18 protein-coding genes and 2 pseudogenes are annotated in these 17,209 nt (G+C 68.5%); 8 read left to right on the top strand and 12 right to left on the bottom strand.

The window, feature by feature from the left end; all coding sequences use genetic code 11:
• Positions 1 to 396, bottom strand: a complete 396-nt coding sequence (locus tag AC1DWT_RS00095; protein WP_206013857.1) for a VOC family protein — start codon at positions 394 to 396, stop codon at positions 1 to 3.
• Here AC1DWT_RS00095 and AC1DWT_RS00100 point away from each other — a divergent pair.
• Positions 395 to 1,273: a nucleotidyltransferase domain-containing protein gene (locus tag AC1DWT_RS00100; protein WP_206016069.1), complete on the top strand. Its 879-nt coding sequence runs from the start codon at positions 395 to 397 to the stop codon at positions 1,271 to 1,273. The genes AC1DWT_RS00095 and AC1DWT_RS00100 overlap by 2 nt on opposite strands.
• Before the next feature lie 12 nt (positions 1,274 to 1,285).
• Here the strand turns inward: AC1DWT_RS00100 and AC1DWT_RS00105 are convergent, their stop codons facing one another.
• The 5 genes from AC1DWT_RS00105 to pdhA form a co-directional block, all read right to left on the bottom strand.
• The gene (locus AC1DWT_RS00105) at positions 1,286 to 1,720 is read right to left on the bottom strand and encodes a VOC family protein (RefSeq protein WP_095861663.1); all 435 of its coding nucleotides are present in this window, start codon (positions 1,718 to 1,720) and stop codon (positions 1,286 to 1,288) included.
• Between the two features lie 108 nt (positions 1,721 to 1,828).
• Positions 1,829 to 3,202: a dihydrolipoyl dehydrogenase gene (gene lpdA, locus AC1DWT_RS00110; RefSeq protein WP_206013858.1), complete on the bottom strand. Its 1,374-nt coding sequence runs from the start codon at positions 3,200 to 3,202 to the stop codon at positions 1,829 to 1,831.
• Positions 3,203 to 4,426, bottom strand: coding sequence for a dihydrolipoamide acetyltransferase family protein (locus AC1DWT_RS00115; RefSeq protein ID WP_206013859.1), 1,224 nt, complete (start codon positions 4,424 to 4,426; stop codon positions 3,203 to 3,205).
• Positions 4,423 to 5,427, bottom strand: coding sequence for an alpha-ketoacid dehydrogenase subunit beta (locus AC1DWT_RS00120; RefSeq protein WP_095861660.1), 1,005 nt, complete (start codon positions 5,425 to 5,427; stop codon positions 4,423 to 4,425). Before AC1DWT_RS00120 ends, AC1DWT_RS00115 begins: the two co-directional genes overlap by 4 nt.
• A 3-nt stretch (positions 5,428 to 5,430) precedes the next feature.
• Positions 5,431 to 6,567 (bottom strand): pyruvate dehydrogenase (acetyl-transferring) E1 component subunit alpha, encoded by a 1,137-nt coding sequence (gene pdhA / locus AC1DWT_RS00125; RefSeq protein WP_206013860.1) that lies wholly within the window; start codon positions 6,565 to 6,567, stop codon positions 5,431 to 5,433.
• Between the two features lie 135 nt (positions 6,568 to 6,702).
• Between pdhA and AC1DWT_RS00130 the strand changes: the two genes are divergently transcribed.
• Positions 6,703 to 7,179, top strand: a complete 477-nt coding sequence (locus AC1DWT_RS00130) for an Lrp/AsnC family transcriptional regulator (protein ID WP_072946749.1) — start codon at positions 6,703 to 6,705, stop codon at positions 7,177 to 7,179.
• A 21-nt stretch (positions 7,180 to 7,200) separates the two neighbouring features.
• Complete coding sequence (locus tag AC1DWT_RS00135) at positions 7,201 to 7,869, top strand: AIM24 family protein (protein ID WP_206013861.1); 669 nt, start codon at positions 7,201 to 7,203, stop codon at positions 7,867 to 7,869.
• Between the two features lie 30 nt (positions 7,870 to 7,899).
• On the opposite strand, the gene AC1DWT_RS00140 is transcribed toward AC1DWT_RS00135, so the two are convergent.
• From AC1DWT_RS00140 to AC1DWT_RS00165, 6 genes and pseudogenes are all read right to left on the bottom strand, one after another.
• Positions 7,900 to 9,357: a PepSY-associated TM helix domain-containing protein gene (locus AC1DWT_RS00140; protein ID WP_206013862.1), complete on the bottom strand. Its 1,458-nt coding sequence runs from the start codon at positions 9,355 to 9,357 to the stop codon at positions 7,900 to 7,902.
• A 218-nt stretch (positions 9,358 to 9,575) separates the two neighbouring features.
• Positions 9,576 to 10,106, bottom strand: coding sequence for a hypothetical protein (locus AC1DWT_RS00145; protein ID WP_174705544.1), 531 nt, complete (start codon positions 10,104 to 10,106; stop codon positions 9,576 to 9,578).
• A gap of 55 nt (positions 10,107 to 10,161) precedes the next feature.
• The gene (locus AC1DWT_RS00150; protein WP_095861658.1) at positions 10,162 to 11,175 is read right to left on the bottom strand and encodes a hemolysin family protein; all 1,014 of its coding nucleotides are present in this window, start codon (positions 11,173 to 11,175) and stop codon (positions 10,162 to 10,164) included.
• A pseudogene (locus AC1DWT_RS00155) lies at positions 11,168 to 12,533 on the bottom strand (hemolysin family protein). Before AC1DWT_RS00155 ends, AC1DWT_RS00150 begins: the two are co-directional and overlap by 8 nt.
• Positions 12,534 to 12,700: 167 nt before the next feature.
• A complete protein-coding gene (locus AC1DWT_RS00160) occupies positions 12,701 to 13,675 on the bottom strand; it encodes an ERCC4 domain-containing protein (protein ID WP_095861656.1) in 975 nt (324 codons plus the stop codon).
• Positions 13,676 to 13,724: 49 nt separating this feature from the next.
• The gene (locus tag AC1DWT_RS00165; protein WP_005254660.1) at positions 13,725 to 14,165 is read right to left on the bottom strand and encodes an Lrp/AsnC family transcriptional regulator; all 441 of its coding nucleotides are present in this window, start codon (positions 14,163 to 14,165) and stop codon (positions 13,725 to 13,727) included.
• An 80-nt stretch (positions 14,166 to 14,245) separates the two neighbouring features.
• Here AC1DWT_RS00165 and AC1DWT_RS00170 point away from each other — a divergent pair, with 80 nt between their 5' ends.
• The 5 genes and pseudogenes from AC1DWT_RS00170 (at position 14,246) to AC1DWT_RS00190 (ending at position 17,116) form a co-directional block, all read left to right on the top strand.
• Positions 14,246 to 14,986, top strand: a complete 741-nt coding sequence (locus tag AC1DWT_RS00170; protein WP_420855116.1) for an AzlC family ABC transporter permease — start codon at positions 14,246 to 14,248, stop codon at positions 14,984 to 14,986.
• Entirely contained in the window at positions 14,979 to 15,308 is a 330-nt protein-coding gene (locus AC1DWT_RS00175; protein WP_206013864.1) for a branched-chain amino acid transporter permease, read from the top strand. Before AC1DWT_RS00170 ends, AC1DWT_RS00175 begins: the two co-directional genes overlap by 8 nt.
• Positions 15,309 to 15,396: 88 nt before the next feature.
• Positions 15,397 to 15,642 carry a hypothetical protein gene (locus AC1DWT_RS00180; protein WP_072946741.1) on the top strand — a complete coding sequence of 82 codons (246 nt, stop codon included), beginning with the start codon at positions 15,397 to 15,399 and terminating at the stop codon, positions 15,640 to 15,642.
• Between the two features lie 246 nt (positions 15,643 to 15,888).
• Positions 15,889 to 16,182: a putative quinol monooxygenase gene (locus AC1DWT_RS00185; protein ID WP_206013865.1), complete on the top strand. Its 294-nt coding sequence runs from the start codon at positions 15,889 to 15,891 to the stop codon at positions 16,180 to 16,182.
• Positions 16,183 to 16,238: 56 nt separating this feature from the next.
• Positions 16,239 to 17,116, top strand: a pseudogene (locus AC1DWT_RS00190) (FAD-dependent oxidoreductase).
• Positions 17,117 to 17,209 lie beyond the last annotated feature (93 nt).

Below are 17,209 nucleotides of genomic sequence, written 5' to 3' on the forward strand. Positions count from 1 at the left end.
TCAGGACAGGTCGAGCCGGCACTCGTCGGGCGCACGGGAGTTGTCGATGACGCAGAACCGGTTGCCCTCGGTGTCCGCCAGCACCACGAAGTCCGATTCCTCCGGGTACCGGTCCCACGGCACCCGCTGCGCGCCGAGACCGACGAGTCGTTCGATCTCGGCGGCCTGATCTTCGCTGTCGCGGGCGTGCAGGTCGAGGTGCAGTCGTGGTTCGGGTTCCGCGTCGTGTTCGCTCTGCTGGATCGCGAGCACCGGCCGGCCGTCGGGCCGGGTCAGGTTGGTGAAGCCGTTGTCGCCGACCGGCGGGCGCGCGGCCAATCCGAGTGCCTCGGTCCAGAACCTGACTGCGCGGTCGACGTCGCGTGCCCCGATGACGGTCGTTCCCAGAATGAGCATGATCCGAACTTATCCGCTGTGCCGGGCCGGGGTGGACGATGTGGGTGTGGAATTTCAGGATGCGATATTGCGGCCCCTCGCCGAGCGGTTGTGTCGCGTCGACGGCGTCGTCGGCGTCACCCTCGGCGGCAGCCGCGCCCGTGGCACGCACACGGCGGAATCCGACTACGACCTCGGCGTCTACTACCGCGGGACGCTCGACACCGACGGGCTGACCGCGCTCGCGCAGGAGTGGGCGGGCGCCGGGGCGTCTGCGACCCGCACCGGCGAATGGGGTCCGTGGGTCGACGGCGGGGCGTGGCTGTCGTACGACGGCCGGGCGGTGGACTGGCTGTACCGCGACCTCGACCGGGTGGCCTCGGTCTGGCAGGACTCGCAACAGGGGGTGTACGGGTTCCACGCCCAGACCGGTCACCCGTTCGGGTTCGCGGACATCGCGTACGCCGGCGAACTCGCGTCGGCGGTGATCCTCGTCGATCCGTCCGGACAGCTCGCTGAGTTCCGAACCGCCATGCAGCACTACCCGGACGCGCTGCGCGACGCCCTGGTGCGGCGGGGGCTGTGGGAGGCGGAGTTCGTCACCGCGCTGGCCCGCAAGGCAATCCCGCGAGCCGACACCACCTACGTGGCGGGGTGCCTGTTCCGCGCAGTATGCCTGTGCGCCCACGCCCTGCACGCCCACGCCCGGCGCTGGCTCATCAGCGAGAAGGGCGCCGCAGCCGCCGCCGGCGCCCTGCCGAACGCACCGGCCGACTTCGGCGCTCGTGCTCACGCCGTCCTCGGCCGGCTCGGCACGACACCGGACGAACTGACTGCCGCTCTCACCCTGGCCGAACAGCTCGTCGCGGACACCCGCGACGCCTGCCCGCTCACCTGAGCACGCGCACCCTCAGCCGTCCGCCCCGAACCGCCCGCGGGCCTCGACCGGAATCAGCGGCTTCTCCGCCCGCGCCCTGATCTGCTGGACCGCCCACGTATTGCCGTCGGGATCGGCGAATCCGAAGAACGTTCCCCCGTCACGCTCGTCGAACACGGTGATCTCACTGACCTCGACATCTCGATCGAGCAACTCCTGGCGGGCAGCGGCGGCGTCGGCGACCACCAACTGCAGTCCCCTCATCGACCCCGGCGCCATCTCCGTGTGCGACGGGAGGTCGCCGATCACGATCGAACACCCCGAACCGGTCGGCGTCAGCTGAACGACGTGCATGTGCTCGTTGGTGGTGTCGTGATCGAGATGAAAACCGAGCTTGTCGCGGTAGAACGCGACGGAACGATCGATGTCACTGACGGGCAGAACGACCACTTCGAGTGTCCAGTCCATGATGCGAGTTCCTCCGTAGCTGGGCGGTGTACCTGGGGAGCGAAACTGCTCCGCATCAGATAGTGGCACCGTTCCGCATCGCGTGGTGGCGCATCGACGACGCCGCGCTCAGCCGTGCGTGTGGAGCGGCTTCCCCGACAACGCGAGCATCGCCTCGCCCAGCGCCTCGTTCTGCGTGGGGTGCGCGTGGACGAACGGAGCCACGTCGGTGGGCAGGGCTTCCCAGGCGACGGTCAGCTGGGCCTCGCCGATCAGCTCGCCGACGCGGTCGCCGACCATGTGCACACCCACCACCGGGCCCGTGTCCCCGGCCCTGACGACCTTGATCCCGCCCGACGTTCGCAGGATCTGGCTCTTGCCGTTACCCGCGAGGTCGTACACCACGGAGGTCGCGTCGCCGTGCCGTTCGCGGGCGGCGTCCTCGGTGAGGCCGACGGACGCGACCTCCGGGTGCGAGTACGTCACCCGCGGAACGAGATGCTCGGCCACGGGGACCGGATCGAGGCCGGCGATCTCCTCGGCGACGAAGATTCCCTGCTGAAAGCCGCGGTGCGCCAATTGAAGTCCGGCCACGATGTCTCCGACGGCATACACGCCGTCGACGGGGGTGCGGAGCCGGTCGTCGGTGACGACGAACCCGCGGTCGAGGGTGATGCCGTGTTCGGCGAATCCGCAGTCTCCGGTGCGCGGTCCCCGCCCCACCGCCACGAGCAGGATGTCCGCCTCGAGGGTGTCGCCGCCGTCGAGTTCCACGAGGACGCCGTCCGCGGTCTCCTTCGCCGCGGCGACCGTGACGCCGGTTCGGGTGGAGATACCGCGTTTGCGGAACGCGCGTTCGAGTTGCTTCGAGCACCAGGGATCCTCCGCCGCGACCAGGCGAGGAAGTGCCTCGACGATGGTCACGTCCGCGCCGAACGACGCCCAGACACTGGCGAACTCGACACCGATCACGCCGCCGCCGAGGACGATGGCCTTCTTCGGGACGAACCCGAGGTTCAGGGCGTCGTCGCTGGTGACGATGCGCTCACCGAGCTCGATGGACGGAACGGTCCGGGCGTCGGAGCCGGTGGCGAGAACCACGGACGTTCCCGTGTAGCGGGTGCCGTCCACCTCGATCGTCCTGTTCCCGAGATACTTTCCGTGACCGGTCACGACGGTGATCTTGTGGTGGGCGACCAGGCCTCGGAGCCCCTTGTGCAAGCGATCGATCGTGCCGTTCTTGTACCGGTGCACCGCGTCGATGTCGATGCCGTCGAACGTCGTTCGCACCCCGAACTCCACACCGGTCCGCGCGGCGTCGGCGATCCCGGCGGAGTGCAGCAGCGCCTTGGTCGGGATGCAACCCCGGTGCAGGCAGGTTCCGCCGATCTTGTCCGCCTCGATCAGCGTGACCGACAGCCCGAGTTGCGCGGCCCGGAAGGCGCAGGCGTAACCGCCGGAGCCGCCGCCGAGGATCAGGACGTCGCTGTGCGCGCCTGTCATCTACAGCCTCCCCAGGAAGGTGATCGGGTTCTCGATGTAGTCGGCGAACAGCCGGAGGAATCCTCCGGCGACACCGCCGTCACACACCCGGTGATCGAAACTCAGCGACACCTGCATCACCTTCCGAACGGCCAACTGCCCGTCCACCACCCACGGTTTGTCGACGATACGACCCACACCGAGGATCGCCGCCTCGGGATGGTTGATGATCGGGGTCGAACCGTCCACACCGAACACACCGTAGTTGTTGAGGGTGAACGTGCCCCCGGTCAGCCGCGACGGCGGGAGTGCTCCCTCGCGGGCCAGCGCCGTGGTGTCCCGCAGTTGCCGGGCAAGGTCGACGGTCGTGAGCGAGTCGGCCTTCTCGATCACCGGGACGACCAGCCCGCGTGGGGTTTGCGCCGCAATGCCCAGGTGCACATGACCGTAGCGCACGATCTCGTTGCGTTCGGTGTCAACTGTGGAGTTCAGTTCCGGGTACCGCGCGAGCGCCGCGAGCGCCAGGCGGGCGAGCAGGGCCATCAGACCGACCTTGTCGTCCTCGGGCAGTGCGGCGTTGATCGTGCGGCGGGCCTGCACGAGTTCGGTGGCGTCCACGTCCACCCACGTCGTGGCGTCCGGAATTTCGCGGCGGCTCGTGGACAGCTTGTCGGCGACCGCCTTGCGCACGCCCTTGATCGGTATCCGCTGCACGTCAGTGGAGTCGGGCGTGGTGTCGAGCGCCCGCTCGACGTCGGCGCGGGTGATCACACCACCGGGACCACTGCCCGGCAGCCGCGACAGGTCGAGGTCGTTCTGCCGCGCGAGGTTGCGGACGACCGGCGAGATGACCCGCGTCGCAGAAGCGTTGGGGGCCTGCGCGACTTCGCGGTTCGCGGCGACCCGACGCCGGCGCCGACCGGTGTCCTCACTGGTGCCGTACCCGATCAGGACGTTGCCGCTTCCGGACTGTTCCTCCTCGCGGTACTGCTCGTGCGCGGCGGGGGTACCGCTCACGGTGATCAGTGGGGTGCCGACCTTCAGTGTCGAGCCTTCGTCGCCGTGCAGGGAGATCACCGTACCCTCGAACGGAATCGGCACCTCGACCGCGGCTTTGGCGGTCTCGACCTCGACGACCACCTGGTCGATGGTGACGGTGTCGCCGACGCGGATTCGCCACTCGGCGATGTCGGCCTCGGTGAGTCCCTCGCCGAGGTCGGGGAGCAGGAAGACTTGGCCGCTCATGCTGTCACCGCCCAACGGGTGTCGGCGGAGTCGTTCCACTGCAACCGGTCGACGCTGTCGAGGACGCGGTCGATGTTCGGCAAGTGCAGGCGTTCGAGTTTCGGCGCCGGGTACGGGATGTCGAATCCACTGACCCGCAACACCGGGGCGTGCAGGTGATGGAAGCAGCGTTCCTGGACGCGGGCGGCGATCTCGGCGCCGACGCCAGCGAATCCCTGCGCCTCCTGAATGACGATGCACCGGCCGGTCTTCCGGACCGACGCCATGACCGTCTCGTCGTCGAACGGCACGATCGACCGCAGGTCGATCACCTCGAGGTCGTGACCCTCCGCCGCGGCGGCCTCGGCGGACTCCAGCGCGACGGTCACCGACGGACCGTAGGCGACGAGGGTCGCGTCCCGGCCGGCACGCCGGACGGCTGCCTTCCCGATCGGCGCGCCCACCGCGAGATCGACGTCGGCGCGGGAGAAGTACAGCCGTTTCGGCTCGAGGAAGATCACCGGGTCCGGGTCGTCGATGGCGGCGCGCAGCAGGGTGTAGGCGTCCTCGACGGTGGACGGGGCCACCACCTTCAGCCCCGGGGTGTGCGCGTAGTAGCCCTCACTGGAATCGCAGTGATGCTCGACGCCGCCGATGCCGCCGGCGAACGGGATCCGGATGACGATCGGCACCGACAGCGCGCCCTTGGTGCGGTTCCGGATCTTCGCGACGTGGGAGACGATCTGCTCGAACGCCGGGTACGCGAACGCGTCGAACTGCATCTCGACGACCGGCTTGAACCCGGCCATCGCCATGCCGATGGCGAAACCGATGATGCCGGATTCGGCGAGCGGGGTGTCGAAGCAGCGGTCGTCGCCGAAGTCGCGGGTGAGTCCGTCGGTGACCCGGAAGACGCCGCCGAGCGTGCCGACGTCCTCACCGAAGACGACGACGTTCTCGTCCGCGGCGAGCGCGTCGCGCAGCGCGGTGTTCAGGGCCTGAGCCATGGTGAGTGTGGGCATGATTCAGTGCTCCTCGGATTCGGCGGCCAGTTCGGCCTGCACCTGGGCCTGCTGTTCGCGCAACTGTGGGGTGGGTTCGGCGAAGACGTGCCGGAACAGATCGAGCGGGTCGTGGGGCCGGTCGACGTTCATTCCGGCGCGCAGGGCCGCGGCGGCGGTGTCGGCCTCGGCGGTCAGGGCGTCGACGGACGCGTCGTCGAGCAGGTCCCGGCCGCGCAAGTACTTCTCCAGCCGGGTCAGCGGGTCGCGTCCGAGCCACTGCTCCACCTCGGACGAGTCGCGGTAGCGGGTGGCGTCGTCGGCGTTGGTGTGCGCGTCGATCCGGTAGGTGCGGGCCTCGACGATGACCGGCCCGTTGCCGGCCCGGACGAAGTTCGCTGCCTCGTCCATCACGGCGAGCATGGCGACCGGGTCGTTGCCGTCGACCTGCTCGCTGCCGATTCCGTAGCCGACGCCTTTGTGCGCCAACGTGGGTGCGGCGCTCTGCCGGGCGAGCGGCACGCTGATCGCGAATCCGTTGTTCTGCACCAGGAACACCACCGGGGCCTTGAACACGGCCGCAAAGTTGAGGGCCTCGTGGAAGTCGCCCTCACTGGTCGCGCCGTCGCCGCAGAACGCCAGCGCGATCGCGTCTCGGCCCCTGCGGTGTTCGCCGTACGCCACACCGGTGGCGTGCAGCAACTGAGTGGCCAGCGGGGTGCACTGGGGTGCACTGCGGTGCCGCGCCGGGTCGTAGCCGCAGTGCCAGTCGCCGGCGAGCATGCTGAGGATCTCGACCGGCTCGATACCGCGGGCGGCGAGCGCCACCGAGTCGCGGTAGGTGGGGAACATCCAATCGGTCGGTCGCAGGCTCATCGCCGCCGCGATCTGGCAGGCCTCCTGGCCACGCGAGGACGGATACACCGCCAGCCGGCCCTGCTTGGTCAGGGCCGTCGCCTGCTGATCGAAGCGCCTGCCCAGCACCATGTCCCGGTGCATCTCCACCAGACGGTCGTCACTCGGCCTCGGGTACCGGGCCTCGCTCTCGGTGAGCGCGCCCGCCGAATCCAGATACTGCACCGCACTGTCGGCGGGAAGGAACTTCCGATACGGCCTCGCCGGGGGCTGCTCTACGAGCGTCACGTCTACCTCCATATGCATTGTGTTCGTCAATGCTCGCAACTGAACGACCTATCGACAACGACTGGGAGGAATCGGAGACAAATGGCCTAGAATCGGCCTGTCGGGGGCAGAATGTCTCACCGGAGTGTGAGCGACCACAGCAGGGATGGACAGATGGCCGAGGGCACAACGGACACGTACGAACTCGACGCGATCGACCGACGCATCATCAAGGAACTCGTCGCCGACAGCCGCATCTCGATGCGAGCGCTGGCGGAGAAGGCGCACATCTCCCGCGCCCACGCGTACGTCCGCATCGAACGGTTGCAGGAAGCCGGGATCATCGAAGGATTCACCACCCGCATCTCGCACTCCAAAGCGGGCCTGGGCTCCTCCGCGTTCATCGCCCTGTCGATCAGGCAGGACTCGTGGCGGGGAATCTCCACCCAGCTGCGGACATTGCCGTTCGTCGAGCACTTCTCACTACTGGGTGGCGATTTCGACGTTCTCGTCCTCGTCCGCGCACCGGACAACAGCGCACTGCGTCACGTCGTCCTCGAACGGTTGCAGAGCCTCGAAGGTGTGCAGGCGACCAAGACGTGGCTGATTTTCGAGGAAGCCAGCGGGCCCGGTCCGGAATGGGTTCGTTGACGCGGCGGATACGATCGCAGCATGCGCAGCGACCTGATGAARAACGCGGAACGCAACGGAGAACCGGGCACCTTCGTGCTCCAGAATCCCCGAATGCTCAAGGTGGACTTGACCGGAACTGGCGGCCACTTCTTCGCCCGGCAGGGAGCGATGGTCGCGTACCAGGGTGACGTCGACTTCTCGTACGAGGGCAGCGGCGGCGTCGGGAAGTTCTTCAAGAAGGCGTTCACCGGTGAGGGCATGTCGCTGATGAAGGTGTCCGGCAACGGCGACGTGTTCCTCGCCCGCGACGCCGACGAGATCTTCCTGCTCGAACTCGAGGACGAGTCGGTGACCGTCAACGGTTCCAACGTCCTCGCGTTCGACAGTTCCCTGACCTGGGATATCCACCGCGTCGAGGGCGCGTCGATGCTCAGTGGCGGACTGTTCAACACCACGTTCACCGGGCGCGGCGTTCTCGCCGTCACCGTGTACGGCACCCCCGTCGTCCTGAACGTGGACACCCCCACTTACGTCGACATGCAGAGCGCAGTGCTGTGGTCGACCGGCCTGCACTCGACGATCCGCAAGACGGCGAAGATGGGCGCTGCGATCGGCCGAGGATCCGGTGAGGCATATCAGCTGTGCCTCACCGGAAACGGATTCGTCGTCGTGCAGGCGTCGGAGGGGCACCCGGTTCCCACGCATTGACCGCGGCGTCTGTGCGGGTGCCCCTGTCGATCACCCGGCCCGGGTACGGCCGAGGGCACCGACCGCGACGTCGACGAGCAGGAACGCGACGAGGCTCAGTCCCAGAAGCGGGACGAACCAGCCGACGAGGACGACGCAGGCGACTCCGGTCACGGCCGCGACCGGGTGGATTCGACGCCACGTGCCGCGCGCCGGCGGCCTGCCCACCGCCCGGGCAGTGCCGCGGGTGGGACTGCGCCGCCACCAGAGGACGTAGCCGCGGATGATGACGGCGAGCAACGCCACCGCGAGAGCGGCCAGGATCAGCTGGTTGAGCAGACCGAACAGCAAACCCATGTGCAGGGCGATGCCCCAGGACGTCAGCTTCGCGGCGAGCGGCCAGTCGGCGAACCGCGACACGTCCGTCACGGTGCCCGTGGCCCCGTCGATGGCGATCGAATCGGTCGAGAACTGCCATGGTTCGCGGGTCTGGGTGACCGTGAACGCGGTGCCCGTGTCCGCGGGAACGGTCGCCTCGACGGCGCCGGTGACACCGCTGCGCCGGGCGACGTCGAGGACGGTGTCGAGTTCGCCCACGTTCGTGTCGAGGATTCCCGGATCCGACGCGGGAGTGTGCCCGGCGCCGTGCCCGTCGTGACCGCCCGAGGCAGCGCCGCCGGTGTTCGGAGCCGAGTCCAGTTTCTTGTCGATCTTGGGGGTGGTCCAGCTCAGGGCGGTACGGAGTTCGCCGACGTTCTCGCCCGCGTACCGCGACCAGGTCAGGCCCGTCGCCGAGAGGAACACCAGACCGACCGCGATCCAGACCCCGACCACCCCGTGCCAGCTCAGGGTACGGTTGCGGCCGCGGCTCGACCGGTCGAGCGTCCACAACCTGGCGGCGTCCGCGTTCCGGGCCCGGGTCGTGCGATACCGCTGCACCCACAGGTACACGCCGCCGAGCGCGATGACCCACAGCCACGACGCGGCGAGCTCACTGTAGATACGTCCGGGCTCACCGAGGTGCAGGTGCCGGTGCAACTGCGAAATCCAGGTCCGCATCGGCAGCGCCCCACTGCTGCCGTACACCACCAGTTCGCCCTTCGGCTGCGCGGTGGCGGGATCGACGAAGACCGCGAGTCGTTCGGATTCGCCCAGCCCGGGGTCGGTGAACATCACCTGCGTCGTCTCACCCGGTTCGGTCGCCGGGCGCACGGCCGCCACGGCGAGGTCCGGGCGAACCTGCTGCGCGGCCCGCACCTGTTCGGACATCGGCAGATCGGGCCCGGTCGAGTCGACATGCAGGTAGTCGCGGTAGACCAGCTGCTCGACGGACGGCGCGAGGGCGTAGAGGCCGCCGCTGACGGCGGCGATCACCAGGAACGGGGCCACCAGAATCCCCGCGTAGAAGTGCAGACGCAGGATCAGTGGCCGGAGACTGCGCGGCGGCGACGCCGACGAGGACGGGGCGGGCGCGACGGGTTTGTCGCGTTCGAGTTCGGGAATGGACATGATGGTCTCGATTCGAGTTCGGGTGAGGCGGGCACCCAGCGCCGTCGAGGCCGCGCACGTCAGGGGTGCGCTGGGCAACGCGAGGTCAGGGATGTTCCGACTCGGGAAGGGATCGGCACCGGGACTCGCCGGGAGTCTGCTGGTGCCGTGTGAGAACACGCCCGACCGGCGAGCGACACGTCTTTCCGTGTGCGCCGGGAGGGCGGTGAGAGGTTCGACTAGACGAGTGCGGGTGGCCCGCGGGTGCCGGCGCCCGCGGCGACCAGCAGCCACAACGACAGCTTCGCGCGGTAGACCGGGGTCGCCGACCAGGTGCCGGTATCGACCTGCAGTGGGGCCAGGACGGCGAGAACGATGCGCGTCAGCGCCGCCAGGGCCCGCAGACAGGCGCGTTCGGCCGATCGGACCAGCACCGCGGCCACCGCAATGGCGGCGATGTGCGCGGCGATCATCGGAGTGGACAGTCCCAGGCCGTGCGCATGATCGGCCGCCAACGCCAGCGTGGTGTGGCCGATCAGCTGGCCCACTGCGAGCACCGACAGCACGAACAACCATTCGCGGCTGGCCACCCGGATGGCGGCGACCGACGCTCCGACGGCGGCGCACGCCGCGAGAAGCAGCACCACCGAACCGTCGCTCGGGGGCATTCCGCCGCCGGCGATACCGTGCGCGGCGATGCTGACCGCGCCGGACAGTGAACCCACGACGGAGCCGCGCACCCGCGCGACCACATCCAACCGTGAATTCACCCCGCGAGGGTACCGCTCCCACGATCCCGGCACCGGCCGCGGTATGCGAAACGGGTCAGGCGGACGCCCCCGCCGCCGGGCGCAGACGCGCGAGGACGTCCGTCAGCGTGACGACGCCGATCAGCTGCCCGTCGTCGGTGACGATCGCGAGATGGCTACGGGTCTCGCGCATCGTGTGCAACGCCTCGTACACGGCGGCGTCCGCGTCGAGGGTCAGCACCGGGCGCATCAGGTCGGCGGCAGTGACTCCCGCGCCTGCCCGCAGACTGTCCCGCGCGTGCACCACGCCCCTGATCCCGTCCTCGTCGCGCACGAGCAGCCGGAGGTGGCCGCTCCGATCCGCTGCCGCCTTGATCGCCGCGGCGGTCGCATCCGGGGCGACGCTGCTCGGGGAGGTGTTCGGCCGCACCATGTCCCGCACGGTGAGCGACTGGAGTGCCAGGGCACTGGTCAGCTGGCCGTGGTACCGCTCGTCGAGCGTGCCGACGGTCGCGGAGTGCTCGACGAGGTGACGCAGCGCATCGGGATCCTGGCCCGCCCCGACCTGGTCGACCGGTTCCACGCCGAACAGTCGCAGGCACCGGTTCGCCATCCGGTTCAGCACCAGCAGCAGTGGGCGGGTGGCCCACATGAACGCGCGCATCGGGATCGCCAGCAGGGTCGCCGATTTCTCCGGGTGCGCGATCGCCCACGACTTCGGTGCCATCTCGCCGACGACGAGGTGCAGGAACGTGACGATGATCAGGGCGAGGACGAATCCGAGGACGTCCGCGAGCCACAGCGGCGCACCCCACCCTTCGAACGCCGGGGTGAGCCAGTGATGCACGGCCGGCTTCGTGACGGCACCGAGTGCGAGGGTGCACACGGTGATGCCCAGCTGGGATCCCGCCAGCAACACCGACAGCTCGGATGCGCTGCGCAGAGCGGCCCGCGCCGCCCGACTGGTGGGGGCGGCGTCCTCGAGCCGGTGGCGACGGGCGGCGATCAGTGCGAACTCGATGGCCACGAAGAACGCGCTGGCCGCGATCAACCCGACGGTGACCACCAGAACGACCCAGGGATTACTCATCGGTCGAGTCACTCTCCACGATGCGGAGCCTCACGAACAGCGAGGATGGAACGTGCTTGTCGACCGCCCGCACCTCGGCGTCGAGGTTGCGGACGGGCGGATGGGCGTCGGCGATCAGGTCGGCCGGATCCGGGTTCAATCGGATCGCGACGACATCCCCGACGAGGGGGAGACCACCGAACTCCGCGATGACGGCGCCGGCGAGCGTCTCGAAGTCGCCGGACCGGAGGTCGTGTCCGAGGACGCGCTCCACCTCGTCGATGTGCAGGTCGCCGGGCATCGTCCAGCCCTCGGATTCGGAGCCCGTCACCGACGTGTCGCCGTCGGGATCGTGTTCGTCGGCGATCTCACCGACGAGTTCCTCCGCGAGATCCTCGATCGTGATGACGCCGGCGAACCCGCCGTACTCGTCGACGACGAGGGCCATCTCGTCCCGGGCGGCTGTCAGCTGTTCCAGCACGTCGGGCAGCGGCAGCGACGTCGGCACGACGACGGCCGCGCGGGTCCGGGACGCGGCCACCCCGTCGGCCTGGTCGCCGAGGAGGTCGTGGAGGTGGATGACGCCGCGCAGGTCGTCGGAGGAGGTCCCGACGACGGGGTAGCGGGTGTGTCCGGCGCCCATCTTCCCGAGCACGCTGCTCAAGGGTTCGTCGGCCCGGACGGTGTCGACGTGGGCGCGGGGAATCATGGCGTGCCCGGCGGTGCGGGTGGGGAAGTCGAGGATCCGGTCGAGCAGGGTCGACAGTTCCCGCGGCAGCTCACCGGCGTCGCGGGACTCGGCGACGATGTGCTCGAGGTCCCGTGCGGTCGCCGAGTGCTCGACGTCGTGGACCGGCTCGATCCGCAGCGCGCAGCAGCAGGTTCGACGACTGGTCGAACAACCAGATCAACCAGCCGAAAAGTTTCAGGTAGACGGTGGTCGACAGCGCGAGCCATCGCGCCACCGGTTCGGGACGGGCGATCGCCAGGTTCTTCGGGAACAGTTCACCGAACAGCATCTGGACGAAGGTGGAGAACAGGACGGCGAGGACGGCACCGACACCGACCCCGACCGCGGTCGGGATGCCGACGCCGCCGAGAAGTTCGCCGAGACCGCGCCCGATCAGGGGTTCGGCGACGTAACCGACGAGCAGACCGGTGACCGTGATGCCCAACTGGGCGCCGGAAAGCATGAACGAGGTGCGGCGCGTGACGGCCAGCGCGCGTGCGGCGCCCATGTCTCCCGCCTCGGCCCTGGCCTTGAGCCGCGAGCGGTCGACCGACATGTACGCGAATTCCTGCGCGACGAAATAGCCGGTCAGGGCGGTGATCAGTAATACGACGACGACGCCGAAGCCGATGCTCAGGACGGTCACCACGGTGTCACCCGCGTCGTGCGTCCGGGACTGCGGTGACCACTCTGGGGCGGGCTGGGTCTTCGGGGGCGCGAAGCGCTGGTCATGGCTCTCTCTGTAATCGGAGTACGAGCCACCCATAGTAAAGGACTCTTTACCTTTTCGGACGATGGGTGCGCAGGGTCACGCTCTCACTGCGGATGAGCCGCCGAGAACGCGCGCATCACCGCTGCCGGGATCCGCCCCTTCTCCGACACCTCGATCCCCTGAGCCCGAGCCCAGTCGCGGACGACCGCGGGGCGCTGCACGTCGACTTTCGCGGGCGCCACGGACGGGGCCGTCGCGAACGTCGTTTCGAGATCGCTCGTCGCCCGAGCCGATTCCCACTCGTGCAGGCAGGCGCCCAGCCAGCGATAGGTCCACTCCTGGCCCAGTTGCCGCGTCTCGCAGAACGTCACCGGCAGCGCCGGAAACCGGGCCTGCAATTCGGCCAGCGCCTCAGCGACCCTGGCTCCGCTGACGTGTTCGAGCTTGAACAGCCGGCTGTACCGGTCCTCGACCACCACGGCGGCCCGAGGCAATGCGCTCAACTCGGCCGCCGCGTATGTCATCCGCCCGGACAGCAGGCTCGCCGCAAGATCCTCGAGCGTCTTGCGTTCCACCACCGCCACGATCTCGTCGCCGACCTCGACCGCGTAATCTCCCGCGGACAGCCGTCGGCGAACCGTGGTCGCCTGCTGCTTCCCGAACGTGTACGGATACTTTTCGGCGGTGTCGACGACGATGTCGAGCACGCGGCCGTGGGCCCGCGCCGTCGGCACCGTGACCGCGGGCCTCGCCTGCTTCGCGGTGCGCGGCGACTGCCAGAAGATCATCTCCCGGCCCCGCGCACGGGTCATCACCAACTGGGAGCGGTTCTCCCGGGCACGGGTGAGCACCAGGTCGATCGCGGGGCCTCGCCGGGTGCACGAACGAACCTCGAGCCGCTCCAGGATCTCGGCGTCGGCGGGCCATTCGTCGGCCCGGTGGCAGTAGACCTTGGATTCGCGGGGCCAGGGCTGCTTCGCCTTGACGACGATGCCGCCCGGTCCCAGCGGAACCCGCACCAGGTAGGGAAGCGTCGAGCCGGCTTCCGGATTCCGCGCGATCAGCAGGTCGTCGGGCATATCGCCAGAATAGGGGACCAGACGCGGGACAAACCCGATTCGCGGCCGGTCAGTCAGCACTCTTGATGGTCTTCATCGTGATCAGCGACGTCACCCGCGACACCGCCGGGAGCCCGCTGAGCTTCGTGGCCATGAAGTTCTCGTACGTCGCGAGGTCGCGGACCGCGACCCGGATGAAATAGTCGGGGATCCCGAACAGCCTCCGGCATTCGATCACCTCGTCGAAGGCGGCGACCCGGGACTCGAACTGTTCGATGGTCGCCTGATCGTTCACGCCGATCTCGGCGGTGACGATCACCTGGAATCCCCGATCCAGCGCCTCCTGGCTGACGATCGCGCGGTAGCCGGTGATGACGCCGTCCGCCTCGAGTTTCTTGACCCTGCGCAGACACGGGGAGGGAGTCAGACCCACGAGGTCCGCCAATTCGGTGTTGGTCAGACTGGAGTCGTTGCGCAGGTGGTCGAGAATTGCGTGATCGATATCATCCATCGCACTATTATTGCGCACAGGGCCGATTATGGGCATTCGCTCGCAATCGCGCACCGGGATAGTTGCTATAGATTTGCGTGGTGATCGATCCAGCCCCCTTTGCCGCGACCGCAGTCGTCGACCCCGACCACCGGCACACGCCGGAATGGCGTCGGGCCCTGCAGGCATCCCTCCCCGTCGGGATCGGACTGATTCCGCTGGGGATCGCCCTCGGGGTGCTCGTGGTCCAGCAGGGACTCAACCCCTGGTGGGCGATGGTCTTCACCTCGCTGATCTACGCCGGTTCCCTCGAATTCATCGCGGTCGGCATGGTCGCCACCCTGACGCCCCTCCCTTACATCGCGCTGACCGCGCTGCTGGTGAACTTCCGGCACGTGTTCTACGCCTTGAGCTTTCCCCTCGACAGGGTCAAGGGCCGGCTCGCCCGGTTCTACAGCATGTTCGCGCTGACCGACGAGGCGTACGCCATGTCGGTCACCGGCGACCGGAGGTCGATGACCGGCCGGGTCATGGTGTACTCGCAGCTGTACCTCCACGCGTACTGGATCGGCGGGGCGATCCTCGGAGCGACTGCAGCGCAGTGGATCCCGGAGACCATCGTCGGACTCGACTTCGCGCTGACCGCACTGTTCGTCGTGCTGTCCATCGAGGCGATCCGGGCCCAGAGCGGTTTCGCGGTTCCCACGATCGCCGTGGCATGCGCCCTGACCGCGCGACTCGTCGACGCCGAACACATGCTGCCGATCGCGATGGGCGCATTCGTGAGCCTGCTCGTCGTCCGATACTTCGTCACGCGGAGAAAGGTGCCCGCCGATGCCTGACCCCGGTTACATCCTCGCGGCCGTCGCGATCATGGCGGTGGTCACGTTCGCCCTGCGGGCGATCCCGTTCGCGATCGTCATGCCGATGCGGTCGTCCGCGCTCGTCGGCTACCTAGGTGTTTACATGCCTGCCGGGATCATGCTGATCCTGGTGGCGTACTCGCTGAAGAACGTCTCCGTCACCGCGCCGTCGCACGGGATCCCCGAATTGATCGCGGTGGGGGCCACGGCCGCGGTACAACTGTGGCGTAAGAACGCGGTGCTCTCGATCGTCGTCGGGACCGGTCTGTACGTCGTCCTGATGAACTGGGCATTCGCCTGAGCCCGGCGCGCCTCACGTTCTACGATGCAACCACACGGGTAGGCAGGAACCACAAGACAGTCGGCCGTTTCTCGGGAAGGACGCACTGATGAGTGAACAAGAAGTTGGTTCGGTGACGGGTCTACGGGACAAGGACTACAACCTGATCTGGTTCGTCGAAGCGTCACTGAGCAACGCTCTGCGTCTCGAGGGCTACATCTCCGACGCCGACATGGACGGCGACGCCGAGTTGGCCGACTTCTTCCGCCGCGCCCAGGCCGTGAGCCGGAAGGGCGGCGATCTGGGCAAGGCGATGCTCGCCGCCCGCCTCGGGAAGGAAAAGAAGGAACAGTAAGGTCCACCGCACAACGAAAACCGCCGGCACCCGAGGGTGCCGGCGGCTTCTGCGACGGTGCCGTCATATCGCCTCTCGGCAAGTGGTCGCTCTCGGCGACGAATTTAATGTGGTACCCGGGGTATGTCCGACACCGTCAGCGGGTTCAACAGTACCGTCCTCGGAGATATTCCGCGATATTCCGCGCCCCCGGAATCACCCCGACTCCGGAACAAGCGTCCGACTACCCGAACCGGGAGCGAACCCATGGTCATCGTCGCCGGACACATCACCGTCGAACCGGAGCAGCGCGAGTCCTACCTCGCAGGCTGCGTGAGCGTCGTCGAACAGGCGCGCGGCGCGGCCGGCTGCCTCGACTTCGCCATCTCGGCCGACCTGATCGACCATGGCCGCATCAACATCTTCGAGCGCTGGGAGTCGCAGGCGGCGGTCGATGCCTTCCGCAGCAGCGGCCCCAGCGACGAGCAGGGCGCGGCAATGCTCACGGCGTCGGTAGCCGAGTACGACGTCGCCGACGAGCGGGCGTTGTTCGGCGAATGATCGCGCACGATCGCGATCCGGCAGTCGTCGCGGCGTAGACCTGGCACGATGGCGGGGTGACCGATTCCGATCGCGTCCTCGTCCTCGGCTCGGGGTTCGCCGGTTTGTGGGCCGCGCTGGGAGCCGCGCGGCGGCTCGACGAACTCGGCGCAGCCGGCACCGTCGATGTCACGGTGATCAGCGCGATGCCCTTCCACGACATCCGGGTCCGCAACTACTAGGCGGACCTGAGCGCGTGCCGCATCCCGCTGAGCGACCTGCTCGACCCCGTCGGCGTCGGGGCATCGCCGCCGAGGTGACCGCGATCGACACCGCGGCGCGCACCGTCACCGTCTCGGGCGACGGGGCAGGGGCACGCAGCGGTACGACCGATTGGTCCTGGCGCTGGGCAGTCGGGTGGCGAAGCCCGACATCCCCGGTCTGCGGGAATTCGGCTTCGACGTGGACACATACGACGGCGCGATGAAGTTGCAGCGTCACCTGGCCACACCGTCCAACGGCCGAGCGGGCGTGGGCGCGGCGACCGCGGCGGTCGACGACTATCTGCGCGTGATCGGCTCGCCCGGAGTGTTCGCCGCCGGTGACGTCGCCGCGGCGCGGGTGGACGAGGGCCACCTGTCGGTGATGTCGTGCCAGCACGGGCGCCCGATGGGCCGCTACGCGGGCTACAACGTCGTCGGCGATCTACTCGGGGAGCCGATGTTGCCGCTCCGGATCCCCTGGTACGCCACGATTGATTCTCGACCTCGGACCGGCCGGCGCGGTGTACACCGAGGGGTGGGATCGCCAGGTGGTGACGCGCGGCGCGCAGGCCAAAGCCACGAAGATCACCATCAACACCCAACGCGTCTATCCCCCGTTGAACCGCGACCGCGACGCGCTGCCGGCCGCCGCCGCGCCGACGCTGCAGGCACGGCCCGATCCCGGACAGTGACCGTCCGGACCTTCCGAGGACTTCGCCGCAGTCATCGCCGATTGACCCGGCCGCTTCCTGAACAGCAGCTTTTCAGTCGATAGCCACTGCGTG

The sequence above is a fragment of the Rhodococcus sp. P4_B6 genome, from assembly GCF_056402215.1.

What these genes read in the sequence shown, in the direction of transcription:
- AC1DWT_RS00130 (WP_072946749.1), top strand. Translation starts at nt 6,703, where the DNA reads ATGGCCGAGGGCACAACGGACACGTACGAACTCGACGCGATCGACCGA.
- AC1DWT_RS00165 (WP_005254660.1), bottom strand. Translation starts at nt 14,165, where the DNA reads ATGGATGATATCGATCACGCAATTCTCGACCACCTGCGCAACGACTCC.
- AC1DWT_RS00185 (WP_206013865.1), top strand. Translation starts at nt 15,889, where the DNA reads ATGGTCATCGTCGCCGGACACATCACCGTCGAACCGGAGCAGCGCGAG.
- AC1DWT_RS00115 (WP_206013859.1), bottom strand. Translation starts at nt 4,426, where the DNA reads ATGAGCGGCCAAGTCTTCCTGCTCCCCGACCTCGGCGAGGGACTCACC.
- pdhA (WP_206013860.1), bottom strand. Translation starts at nt 6,567, where the DNA reads ATGCATATGGAGGTAGACGTGACGCTCGTAGAGCAGCCCCCGGCGAGG.
- AC1DWT_RS00150 (WP_095861658.1), bottom strand. Translation starts at nt 11,175, where the DNA reads ATGAGTAATCCCTGGGTCGTTCTGGTGGTCACCGTCGGGTTGATCGCG.
- AC1DWT_RS00120 (WP_095861660.1), bottom strand. Translation starts at nt 5,427, where the DNA reads ATGCCCACACTCACCATGGCTCAGGCCCTGAACACCGCGCTGCGCGAC.
- AC1DWT_RS00160 (WP_095861656.1), bottom strand. Translation starts at nt 13,675, where the DNA reads ATGCCCGACGACCTGCTGATCGCGCGGAATCCGGAAGCCGGCTCGACG.
- lpdA (WP_206013858.1), bottom strand. Translation starts at nt 3,202, where the DNA reads ATGACAGGCGCGCACAGCGACGTCCTGATCCTCGGCGGCGGCTCCGGC.
- AC1DWT_RS00105 (WP_095861663.1), bottom strand. Translation starts at nt 1,720, where the DNA reads ATGGACTGGACACTCGAAGTGGTCGTTCTGCCCGTCAGTGACATCGAT.
- AC1DWT_RS00095 (WP_206013857.1), bottom strand. Translation starts at nt 396, where the DNA reads ATGCTCATTCTGGGAACGACCGTCATCGGGGCACGCGACGTCGACCGC.
- AC1DWT_RS00140 (WP_206013862.1), bottom strand. Translation starts at nt 9,357, where the DNA reads ATGTCCATTCCCGAACTCGAACGCGACAAACCCGTCGCGCCCGCCCCG.
- AC1DWT_RS00175 (WP_206013864.1), top strand. Translation starts at nt 14,979, where the DNA reads ATGCCTGACCCCGGTTACATCCTCGCGGCCGTCGCGATCATGGCGGTG.
- AC1DWT_RS00180 (WP_072946741.1), top strand. Translation starts at nt 15,397, where the DNA reads ATGAGTGAACAAGAAGTTGGTTCGGTGACGGGTCTACGGGACAAGGAC.
- AC1DWT_RS00100 (WP_206016069.1), top strand. Translation starts at nt 395, where the DNA reads ATGATCCGAACTTATCCGCTGTGCCGGGCCGGGGTGGACGATGTGGGT.